General features: G+C 30.7%; 8 protein-coding genes and 2 tRNA genes. 4 read left to right on the top strand and 6 right to left on the bottom strand.

Features of this window, described 5'->3' with window-relative positions; translation table 11 throughout:
* The first annotated feature begins 77 nt into the window (after positions 1-77).
* Positions 78-162 (top strand) — tRNA-Ser (locus B4H69_RS07265).
* Positions 163-207: 45 nt separating this feature from the next.
* On the opposite strand, the gene B4H69_RS07260 is transcribed toward B4H69_RS07265, so the two are convergent.
* Positions 208-720: a hypothetical protein gene (locus tag B4H69_RS07260; RefSeq protein ID WP_291093330.1), complete on the bottom strand. Its 513-nt coding sequence runs from the start codon at positions 718-720 to the stop codon at positions 208-210.
* 9 nt (positions 721-729) lie between these two features.
* Entirely contained in the window at positions 730-2,151 is a 1,422-nt protein-coding gene (locus B4H69_RS07255; protein ID WP_291093328.1) for a hypothetical protein, read from the bottom strand.
* 232 nt (positions 2,152-2,383) lie between these two features.
* Here B4H69_RS07255 and B4H69_RS07250 point away from each other — a divergent pair, with 232 nt between their 5' ends.
* Positions 2,384-3,640, top strand: a complete 1,257-nt coding sequence (locus B4H69_RS07250) for a DUF3748 domain-containing protein (protein WP_291093326.1) — start codon at positions 2,384-2,386, stop codon at positions 3,638-3,640.
* A 198-nt stretch (positions 3,641-3,838) separates the two neighbouring features.
* Here the strand turns inward: B4H69_RS07250 and B4H69_RS07245 are convergent, their stop codons facing one another.
* Positions 3,839-5,350, bottom strand: a complete 1,512-nt coding sequence (locus B4H69_RS07245) for a carbon-nitrogen hydrolase family protein (protein WP_291093324.1) — start codon at positions 5,348-5,350, stop codon at positions 3,839-3,841.
* 104 nt (positions 5,351-5,454) lie between these two features.
* Here B4H69_RS07245 and B4H69_RS07240 point away from each other — a divergent pair, with 104 nt between their 5' ends.
* Entirely contained in the window at positions 5,455-6,492 is a 1,038-nt protein-coding gene (locus B4H69_RS07240) for a hypothetical protein (RefSeq protein ID WP_291093322.1), read from the top strand.
* Positions 6,493-6,544: 52 nt separating this feature from the next.
* Here the strand turns inward: B4H69_RS07240 and B4H69_RS07235 are convergent, their stop codons facing one another.
* From B4H69_RS07235 to B4H69_RS07225, 3 genes are all read right to left on the bottom strand, one after another.
* Entirely contained in the window at positions 6,545-6,793 is a 249-nt protein-coding gene (locus tag B4H69_RS07235) for a hypothetical protein (protein ID WP_291093319.1), read from the bottom strand.
* A 7-nt stretch (positions 6,794-6,800) separates the two neighbouring features.
* Positions 6,801-9,782 carry an Ig domain-containing protein gene (locus tag B4H69_RS07230; protein ID WP_291093316.1) on the bottom strand — a complete coding sequence of 994 codons (2,982 nt, stop codon included), beginning with the start codon at positions 9,780-9,782 and terminating at the stop codon, positions 6,801-6,803.
* 183 nt (positions 9,783-9,965) lie between these two features.
* Positions 9,966-11,405 (bottom strand): glyceraldehyde-3-phosphate dehydrogenase, encoded by a 1,440-nt coding sequence (locus B4H69_RS07225; protein WP_291093314.1) that lies wholly within the window; start codon positions 11,403-11,405, stop codon positions 9,966-9,968.
* A gap of 340 nt (positions 11,406-11,745) precedes the next feature.
* On the opposite strand from B4H69_RS07225, the gene B4H69_RS07220 reads away from it, so the two are divergent.
* Positions 11,746-11,830: transfer RNA gene (locus B4H69_RS07220), tRNA-Ser, on the top strand.
* Positions 11,831-12,164: the final 334 nt, after the last annotated feature.

The raw sequence follows: 12,164 nt of genomic DNA, 5'->3' as shown, positions 1-12,164 counted from the left end.
AAGTTTAAATTAAGGTTTGCAAATTCGAAAAAGCGTTCTATATTTGCACTCGCAATACCGCAACAACCTGGGTTATTGGAGAGTTGGCAGAGTGGTCGAATGCGGCAGTCTTGAAAACTGTTGAGGGTCACACCTCCGGGGGTTCGAATCCCTCACTCTCCGCTAAAAGCTTGAACATTTGTTCAAGCTTTTTTTTTGTATTATTTTCTACTTCCAAAAATTCCAAACTTTACCATCAAAAAAGGCAATTGTTTTTGATGTGATATCGTAACACATTAGTCCTGGATAAGGAGAAATAATATCATTGATAACGTCGTTTACACGAGGTAAAACCATTGCTTTATCAGTAGATTCTAAAACTAAAATTCCTTTTGCATCAGTTTTTTCAGAACCAACTATTACACCCTCGCCATTATCTGTTGAAGAATTAGTAATGATTGAAGATTTATCTCCGGTATCTGATAAATCAATCCAACTATTGTTTTCGTACATTTTTACTTTAGCATCTGTTTGATCAAACATAAAAGTACCATTAGTAACTTCGGTAGATGTTGTTGTGTTTGCAGGTAAAATTATTCCTTTAGAATTATTGTCTTCGAATTGTAAAAGTGTTGATTCTGTAATATTTACAGTTTTTTCGTCAGTTGCTATAATTAACTGAGCTTTCGTTTCATTCATTGCGAGAGCAACAAATAAAGATAGATATATTAAAAATTTCATGTTTATTGTTTAATTATTACAAGATTTTTTGATGCAGCTCCAAGTTGAGCCATTATAAAGTTTGACACATTTATCCGTAGTATCGTAAATAATCATTCCTTCAAGAGGTTTTAAAATCTGAGAAGAGGTAGTACGATTTATTACCAATCCTTTGTTACTCGATTGTAAAGCAATAAATCCGTTCGGAATATTTGTCGGAAAGTTTTCATTTTGACTATAAGAAGAAATTCCAACATTTGTATATCCTTTTGGAGTTCCAATTATAGGATTTTGAGTACAAGTTGTAGTATCAAAAGAGAATTTCAACGTTATAAGTGCCGTCGAACAAACTCCAAGTGTATTACATACTTGATAACGCAAAGGTTCAGTCGGAACAGTTGCACCTTCTGCTACTGTAATTTCTCCAGTTTCTGGATTTAACGTAATTCCATCAGGCCAATTATCAATTGTTGCAATTGTTGTGTTTTTATCATTTCCAGATAATATTATTTTAGCTAATTCTTCATTATAAGTGTCATTAGAAATAATATTAAATGTACGATCTGTAGAAGTTACAATAAAAGAATCGTTATTCGCTTTTATGACAGCGTCGATTTCTGGGCTATTTGAACAATCAATTACATTTGCATCATCAGTTGTTTCTTCAAGTATAATGTCGTCTACGTAAAAATCGTTTCCTCCATCTGCTATTACATTATTACGTAACGCAATTGCAATCGAAGAGCAGCTTTTACTATCAGGTACTTTGAAACTCCAAGATTTTTGTTCCCATTTATTTGCTTCCGTTAATCTCATTACATTATTGGAACCATCATAGAAATTTGTGATACCTAAATCTTTGTTCGATGATCCTAAAATTTCTTCTGTTGTAATATTCTGCGCTTCGAAATTTACACCAACATTATTTCTTCCAGAGCCATAAAACCAAGCTGATATTTTATACGTTTTTCCTGGTTCTAATACCACAACACGTCTATAATATTGATTTAAAACTTTACCTCCATTTACGACTAAGACTGCACCATCATCAGAAATGTCGGTATGATTTTGAATTTTCTGCCACCAACTACCTTTCCAGAAATTATTTCCATCAGGAGCGTCAGTTGTAAAATCGTAAATGTTTTTTGGTGCAATTACCGCATAATATCCGTTATCAATATTCCAAACATCTTGGTTTGATGTAGCTCGACTCGTTTTACTTGGATTTGGTGCTTCTTGGAAGTATTGATCTGCTAAATGATAAAAACTTGATCCGTGACTATCAAATTTCTCTAAATTGCTATCATTTCCAGATTGTGGTACATATTGTGAACCAATTCTTGTTGTAGATTTTCCAAAATCTTCATTAAATATTACCTTTGTTGTTTGAGATTTAACAAAACTTATACTAAGGAAAATAAAGACATTGAAAAAAAGTATATTTTTAATCATAATTTGTGTAGATTAATTACTTTCTAATAATTTCAATTTAGACAATAAATCTATACGGCTATTTTGAAATAATTTAATTAATTTTATTATTTTGAGACAGCAAATTTAGAATGTACTTTTGTAACAAATCTTTATAAGAAACGTTAAAATATTTCTAATAATCAAATAGTTATGTTTTTAATTGCTTATTAAGTATTTATTAAGTAGATAAAATGTTATTAAACAGTATGATATGGTAAGGCAGTTAACTTATGATGATTTTGGACATACGCTTCATCATAATCAAATTCAATCGGTTGATGGCAATTATCTTGTTTTTGATACACGTAATGATGATACAAAAATTGGAGAAACTTCTTCCATCTGTTTACTTCACACGAAAACTTACGAATCCGAAATTATTTATACCACAAATAATCAAACAGAATTTGGTCCTGGTGTTGGTGCAGCCTCGTTTTCGCAAATTGAGAATAAAGTTATTTTTATACATGGTATTCGAAATGCAAATCAAGCAAATCCATATTCGCCAACAAGAAGAACAGGTGTTGCAATTGATCTAGAATTTCCAAATCAGCCTATTTTTATGGATGCACGAAATATAAATTTTCCCTTTACAAATGGTGCTTTGCGTGGAGGAACACATTCACATTCTTGGAAAAAAGAAAAGAATTGGATTAGTTTTACCTACAACGATTATGTCTTGGAACAAGAATCTAAACAAAATTCTACCATAAAAGATCAGCGAGTAGTTGGAATGATGTTTCCAAAAAAAGTTGAGGTTAACTTGGATGAATCATTAGAGAATAATTCTGGCGAAATGTTTTCGATTATCGTTTCGAAAGTAGTAGTAAATCCTATAAATGGAAGTGATGAAATCGAAAAAGCTTTTGATGAATGTTGGATAAACTCAACAAACAATATTGCATTTCAGGGGCATGTGCATGATGAAAAAGGGAATTTGAAAACAGAAATTTTTGTTGCTGAAATTCCAGATGAAATAACGATTAATGAAAATGATGATTTAAAAGGAACTTTAACGACTTTGCCAGATGTGCCAAGTTGTATTTCGCAAAAACGAATCACTTTTACTCAAAATGGAATTAGCAATTTTAGACATTGGTTACGTTCTTCCCCAGACGGAAAAATCATCTATTTTTTGATGGAAGATGAATTCGATAAAACGCAATTATTTGGTGTAAATTTAGTTTCGAATGAAATTATTCAATATTCTTTTTTAGGAAATTCGATTAGCTCTCCATTTAATCTTTCACCAGACGGAAAATATGCTATTTATTTTGTTGATGACAAAATATATCTAAATGATTTAACCGAAAAAAAATCTAAACAACTATATCAAGCTCAAAAAATTAATAATGAATTGACAGGAATTCCTCATTTTTCAAATGATGGAAAAAAAATCTATTTTAATCAATTTGTTCCAAATAATTTCAATAAAAAGTTTATTCAAATCTTCGAATTAGAGTTGTAAAACAAATTTGAAATATGTTAAATTTTCTATTTCGCAAAAGAAATATTTGTTCTTAATAAAAAAATATTCTAAATTTAGTACAGATACTTAACCGAACCTAAGGTCTATGCTTTAAAAAAAATTAGATTGCACGCTCTTATTCGAGTCTAACCAACGAGATTAAGACCTAAAACAAAACCTCCAATTTGGAGGTTTTTTTTATGATTTTATTAGTTTTACTTCATACAAATCCTTGCGTCTGTCTTTCATCGTTTTTACCGTTCCATATTCATGCAATTCTTTCAAAAGATAAAGATCTACATCCGATATTAACACCATTTCCGTATTCGGAGTTGCTTCTGCTTTGACTCCATTGTTTGGAAATGAAAAGTCTGAAGGAGTGAAAACTGCCGATTGCGAATATTGTATATCCATATTATTAACACGAGGTAAATTACCTACAGATCCTGCAATTGCAACATAACATTCGTTTTCTATAGCACGAGCTTGCGCACAACTTCTTACACGAGTATAGCCATTCTGTGTATCTGTCATAAACGGAACAAACAATATTTCCATACCTTGATCGGCTAAAATACGGCTCAATTCAGGAAATTCAACATCATAACAAATCAGCAAACCTACTTTTCCGCAGTCGGTATCAAAAACTTTTATTTCGTCACCACCATTCAATGCGTAATATTTGAACTCGTTTGGTGTAATATGTATTTTACTATACGAATCTAATTTCCCCGAACGATTACATAAAAATGACGTATTATACAGTTTTCCTTCCTTCAGATGTGGCATCGAACCTGATATAATATTGACATTATATGTAATTGCAAATTCTTGAATTTTCTTTACAATATCATCTGTCATTGTAGCTAATTGATGCATCGCCTCAATCTCTTTCAAGTGATTATACGGACTCATCAATGGTGAATTGAAAAATTCTGGAAACATGATAAAGTCAGAGCCATAGTCGCTCACCGCACTTACGAAAAACTCAATTTGATCATAAAAATCTTGTAAACCATTAAACAAACGCATCTGCCATTGTACCAAACCAAGACGAATAGTACGTTTTGTAGGCGAATTAGATTTCAATTCAGGTTCGTAATAGATATTATTCCATTCTAATAAAGTGGCATATTCTAAGGATTCTTTATCATCTTTCAGATAATTTTTCAAGATTTTTTTGACATTAAAATCATTCGAAATCTGAAAAGCTAAAGTTGAATCAAAAATCTCTTTACTTTTTACTTTTTCTATATATTGTCTAGGAGATAATTCTTGCGAATATTTATGATAATTTGGAATACGACCTCCTGCAACAATTGATTTTAGATTCATTTCTTCACAAAGCGCTTTACGTTCATCATATAAACGTCTTCCTAAGCGCAATTGTCGATAATTTGGATGAACAAAAACTTCAATTCCATACATTACATCACCTTCTGGATCATGTTTTAAAAATTTACCATTAGATGTTATCGTATCATAATTGGATTCGATGTTCGTTTTTTTCGAATTAACCACAATACTCAATGCCGAAGCAACAACTTTTCCATCCACTTCAACACAAAGTTGACCTTGCGGAAAAATAGCTAATAATTCTTTAATTTCGTCGACAGTCCAAGTTCCAAGCTGATTGTGATAGGCTTCTTTTGTAGATTCAGTCAAATCACTATAATCTTCAAGAGTCAAATTTCTGACCTGAATATTCATTTTATTTAGATTTAGATTATGCTTGAATTTAGCAAATATTAATCCAATAAACAATTTTAAAAAATAAATTTAGACCTATCTTCGTATAGACTAATGAGCATGAAATGAAAGATGTAAAAATAGAGTTTAGAAAGCCTATTTATCCTGTGAGTGACGAATTGAATCATTATTTAGAGAAATATCATCGCACAACAAAAGCGAGTATAGAATATGATGATTTGATGCGTTTTTCGGGTTGTATAGCGTTGGAAGATAAGGAAGGGAATGACACACATTGGTTGGGTGTTTATTATACCGACTCGGAACATCAGGAAATACAAGATAGCCTAAACAGAATTTATACTTACTTACATTCAGACGGAGATGAGGAGTCTTTGCCTTATCTTGTTGTTGATTCTATTGATTATTGTACGTTCGGAAATTCTAAACCTTTTCGAATTCGAGTTCGTAATATTTTGAATGATAATTATACCAATTTTTACATTAAAAAAGCAGATGCTTCGCGTATTTATGGTTTAGAATTAGAAGATATTTTATCGCCTCACCGAATCAATTTTTTGGTCTACAAAAATACATTGATTGAAGAGCATATTTTAGGAATTCCAGGTGATGTTTTTATCAAAAATTATTTGGATAAATGTAATGATTTAGAGAAAAATCAGATTGCGAAAGAATTTGTAAAGTTCAATGAACGTTGTTTTATTGGTCTTTTGGGTGATATGCGATCGTATAATTATGTGGTGATTCCAATTCACGATTTTGATCAAGTTATCTATAGAATTCGACCAATTGATTTCGATCAACAATGCTATGAAGGAAATTTAAAAATTTATCGACCACAGTATTTTAAAGAAAATAAAATTATGGTTGATTTGGTGAATAATCGTTTGAAACCAAATTCTGTCGATCAATATAGAAAAGAAGTAAAATCCTTGATTTCGAAAAGAATTTCGAATAGTTCGAAACGTTTTCGTGATTTAATGAAAATCATGAAAAATGATCATATTTCTAAACCAGAAAATGTTGAGCAATTACGAACTGGTTTTGCAAAGTTTTATAAAGATCAATCTTACGAAAATTGCGAAAAAATGGGCGAAGTCTTGTATAAAGCAATTGCGAATAGTTTGGAACAGATAAAATAAAGAAAAGCTTCTCAAAAATTGAGAAGCTTTCTTTTTTGATATAATTTAGAAATTAGTTTTTTAATAACTGCTTTCTGAAACGTAAAGCAACTAAACCTGCTCCAATTACCAATAAAGGAAAATAATCATTTATTGGAGTTGGATCTGGATCTGTACTAGGACCATTTGGATCATCTGTATCATCAGCTTCTTGAGTAGTGTTATTACTTTCAAAAAAACGAATTCCACCTTCTTCAGTATTTGCAAAAGTCACAGTAGACATCAAACAAAATAATAAAGTTATTTTTTTTATATTTTTCATACGTTAATTATTTTAAAATTACTTTTCTAGATTCAATTGTACCATTTTTATTCTCTACAACAACTACAACAACTTGAGGATTTACATTCAAATTGATTACATAATTTTTTGTATTTATGTTTTGAATATTTTGTAACTGTCTTCCTGAAATATCAACTAATTTTATTGATTTAATTGATTCTTTAGATGAAATTGTAATTTGTTTATTTTGAGCATAAACTACCAATCCTTTTTTAGACAAATCATTTGTTGATAATGTTTTATTTTGATAATTTATAGAGAAACGATCATTAATTTCACCTGCTTCTGTATCAAAAGAATAAGATTTTAATTCGTTTAAATTAAATACTTTATCTAATTTTTTGTCTACCAAATAGATATTTTGATTTTCGAAAACACCTTCAAATTGCTCTAAATTAATTTGATAAGTTCCTGCTTTTTTAACATTGAAAGTTAAATCAAAAGAATCTTCGTTATTGAAATCTCCACGTCCTTGAATTACAAATAAATCATTGTTCAAAACAGAATATAATCCTTCATTATTATTATCAAATGGTTTAGCATCAAAATTTTGATCAAATTTATTTGTCGATCCGTTTACATATCCTATTAAAGAAGAATTTATTTTACCTTGATTATTTGATAAACTTAACCAATATCTATCTTTTTGTTCTTTGTAATAAACTGGACCATTAGCAGAGGTACGCATCGCATTATTAAGTACTAAATTACCAGCGTTTGCTACTTTTACTATAAATCCTTGTGCAATATCAATATTTTGAGAAGTTACGCTATTATCATTCCATCCTGTTCCATTGTAAATAGCCCAGTTAGAACCTTGATATGCTCCATTTACAATTGGTTTAGAATGCGTCCAAACATAAACAGAGTTTACTCCTACTGATGTATTAGCAGCAATTAAAGCATCTAAACTAAGTGGTGACGCGTAAGGATTTCCTACTGCATTATTTCCTTTAGAAGCTTTAGTTACAGGAATCGTTACTTCTCCATTAAATAATTGACCTCTGAATGAACTTTCAAATACCTGAGCATCGCCTTCTCCGTAGTTGTTATAATTATTAGGAGCTCTAAAAGAAATTAATTCTCCTGCTTTAAAATTATCTGCAGCTGTTACATTCTCTGTCCAATCATTTGTTGACTCTAAAAATCTTGCAAAACGATTTGTTAAAGTATTTGGAGAAATTTCGAAAATATTTTGATTAATAACTGGTGAAGACCACATTAAATTTTCTAAACGGTAAATAGGTGTTGATGATCTATCAAACATTGCAGGACCAACATTTACTGCGCTATTATTCTTTTGAATCAAATAAGCACCGTGACTAAATCTAAATGTTACATCATTTTGATTAACAACTTCATTTTCTACAGTAATTGTAATTCCTGCAGGAATAATCATATCTCTCTCAACTGTTAATTTCTTAGCAGAAAAACTTTCTGTTGGAGTTGCATGTAAAATAACTTCTTTTGTAAGGTCCGGCGTTCCATTAGACCAAGCTGTACCATCCCAAGTTGTAGAGTTTGAAGGTAATAATTTGTATAGTTGTAACGTTTTGTATTCATTACCACCAAGATTAGTTATTGCATATGCTCCGAATACATCTGTTGTTCTATAAATAATACCTCTGTCTGTTGAATTTACATTTCTTAATAAAAATCCTTCATTTGAGAATGAAGCACTCCATTTTGAATTGTCTGTAGAAGGTTCTTTGATTAATGAAAAATTAGTACTTGTAGTATAATTAATATAACTTCCAATTTCTTCATTAGAGATTGCTAATCCGTTATTTACATTATCTATTTTCCATACAATAGATAATGATGGATTTATTATTCTATTATTTTCTGTTGTAATATTTTGAACACCAAATTTACCAGAGTTTAATGTATTATTCATTGCTTTATTTTCGTATGAAAACACATAATATCCATTTGTAACTTCTTCTAAATTATTAATTTTAACAAATGTACCTTCTCCATTATATGTAATTACATTAGGATCATTTGATTTTACATTAAAAGTCGTCGTATAATCATTAAAATTATTATCTCCTACTGCTGTAGCGGTAATTGTTGTAGAACCTATACCATCAAAAGATAATGTATTTCCATTTGCAGAAACAATAGAATTATCTGCAGATGTATATACTATATTTTGCCCTTGATCTGTTTGATTTGGTAATTCTGTAAAAGTAGTTCCTTGGTTTTGAGTTAAATCCTCAAATGTATAATTTACGGTTTGATTAGCTTTAGCTATTTCAAATGTTACATTTGCTGCATCAGAAGTTCCGTGCTCATTTGTTGCTGTAACTTCTGCTCTAAAAGTACCTGTTTGTGTTGGTGTACCTGAGAAAACGCCATTTTCAAATGTAATTCCTAAAGGTAATGTCCCCGTTTGCGCCCAAGAAGTAGGATTATTCGTAGCTGTTATAGTACCATCAGTTAATAACACACCATATGTACCTGTTATTGTTTTAGAAGAAACAACAGGAGGTTGGTCTGTAACTATATTCTCATATGTCAAAGTTAAACCGGTTAATCTTATTTGACCTGTTGTAGCTGCATGTTGAAATTTTAACGATGTGATTGCATTTAAATTTTGAATTGTGTAATTATTGTTCGATGCAGAGATACTTGTAGAAGTAGAAGTTTCATCTACAAAATATTTTGCATTTACGGTATTACCGCTGACACCTTTAAAAATAACACTTGTAATTTTTACATTGTTTGCTATATTTAGAGTTATAGAACCTCCATTACCATTATTCGCTACATACAACCTTAAGTTTCCTCCTGTAAAAGCAGGGGCAGTAGAAGCACTATTTTTCTCAGTTGTGTAGCTTATATTCTCGTCTATATTTCCACTTACACCGTTAAACGTATAATTTACAGTAGTCTGCCCTAAAGCATTATAAGATACTAATCCTATCAGGAGAAGTATCCAATTAAATAAGTAAAATTTCTTCATAAATAAAATGTTTTTTTTTTAGTTGTTCAAAAATAATGTTAATTTTCGTAACTAACATTAATATAATATTAACAAAAATAAAACAATTAATTTATTTAGCTGTTTTTAAACGAATAGGTTACAAAAAAAATCCACTAACTAAAAAGCTAGTGGATTAATTTTAAATAAAGGGAAAAAATACTATTAATAGTATGTATATCTTCTAACACCCGCAATGTGCTTCGCTAAACGCATTACTTGGTGGCTATATCCATATTCGTTATCGTACCAAACGTACATCACAACATTTTTACCATCTGCAGAAACAATTGTTGCATTACTATCAAAGATAGATGGAGCAGTAGTTCCAACGATATCCGAAGAGACCAATTCATTGTTCAATGAATATTTAATTTGCTCTACTAATTCTCCGTTCAATGCAGCATCTTTCATGATGTTGTTTACATTTTCAACAGATGTATCTTTACCAACTTCTAAATTCAAGACAACTAATGACCCATTTGGAACTGGAACACGAATTGCATTCGAAGTTAATTTACCTGCTAAACTTGGTAAAGCTTTTGCAACTGCGCTACCAGCACCAGTTTCAGTAATTACCATATTCAAAGCAGCAGCACGTCCACGACGGTATTTTTTGTGCATATTATCAACCAAATTTTGATCGTTTGTATACGCATGTATTGTTTCTAAATGTCCTTTTACAACACCTAAATTATCTTCAACAACTTTCAAAATAGGTGTAATTGCATTTGTTGTACAAGAAGCAGCTGAGAAAATATTTACATTTTCTGGGCTATATTCCTCGTGGTTAACACCGTAAACAATATTCGGAACACCTTTTCCTGGCGCTGTTAATAAAACTTTATCAGCTCCAACAGATTTTAAATGACGAGACAAGGCTTCTTCATCTTTAAAAACACCTGTGTTATCAATAATTAAAGCATTATTAATTCCATAAGCAGTATAATCAATATCTTCTGGCTGAGCTGCAGAAATCATGTAAACAGAAACTCCGTTGATGATTAAAGCATTATTTTCGTGATCAGCTACAACGTTTCCGTCAAAATCACCATGAACAGAATCATGACGTAACAAAGAAGCTCTTTTTTCTAATAAAACAGGATCGTTTTTATCACGTGTTACAACAGCACGTAATCTCAATTGTTGACCTTTTCCCATTTGAGAAGCCAACTCACGAGCTAATAAACGTCCGATACGACCAAAACCGTATAAAACAACATCTTTTGGTTCAACACTTTTTACATTTTTGCTTGCACCTAATTTCTCTTCAACAAAAGCTTCTGCCGAAGCGTAATCTCCAGAAATATATTCTTTAGCCAATTTTCCAACATCAAGTCTAGAAGCTGGTAATTTAGCTTCAGAAATAGCTTTAGCAATTGCTAACGTATCGTCGATAGCAATCTTTTTTTCTACAAATTCCTCAGCATACTGATGTAGATTTACGATGTCACTAACGTTTTTATCAACTAATTGATTACGGAAAATTACCAATTCAACAGATTGATCATACCATAAATCTGAAACAATTTTAATGAATTCTACAACCTTTTTGCTCATTTCATTGAAAGATGCAAGTTGTTGATCATAAGAAGAGCGGTTCATTTAATAAATGTTTATTTGTGTTTATTTACTTAATTCTTGGCAAAAGTAATCAATTATAACGATTTCGTACATTTTTTTTGCAAAAACTAATTATTGTCATAAAAAAGCAACTATTCCTACGAAAATACTAAAATATAGAAAAAAAATAAATTTTTAGTGAGAAATTTTAAATTTTACGAATACTAATAAATAGCTATTAACCATTGTTTTATTGTTTTATTTGAATTGAATTTTATTTTACGAAAAGGTTTTCGTAAAATAATTGTTAAAAAGTTTTATTTGCAAATTCGAAAAAGCGTTCTATATTTGCACTCGCAATACCGCAATAAACTGCGTTATTGGAGAGTTGGCAGAGTGGTCGAATGCGGCAGTCTTGAAAACTGTTGAGGGTCACACCTCCGGGGGTTCGAATCCCTCACTCTCCGCTGAAAGGGATTCTATGATTTAGAATCTCTTTTTTTGTATAAATAAGTAAGTTTTCTTCCTTTCTTGCTGTCACATTTATTAAGTCGAAGAATAAGAAGAAAATCGTTTTAAAACGTCTAACTTCTCGATACAATTTTCTACATTACATTTCGAAAATCACTCGAAGTGACGGTTATTTAATATCTTCTGAACAGGGGTACTGAATTTCAGTTACTGAAAGTCTACCGAAGTATCGAAGTGAGGAACTGAATCCTTTAATTTTCTAACCACAATAGAAACATAGGTTTTATAAAGTTTTGCGGACTTTGTCATTCTGAGCATTCTAAGATAAAA

Source organism: Empedobacter sp. UBA6745, from assembly GCF_002453775.1.
GTDB classification, from domain to species: Bacteria; Bacteroidota; Bacteroidia; order Flavobacteriales; family Weeksellaceae; genus Empedobacter; species Empedobacter falsenii_C.
Note: the sequence above shows the minus strand (reverse complement) of the source record. Positions and strands in the feature narration are given on the sequence as shown.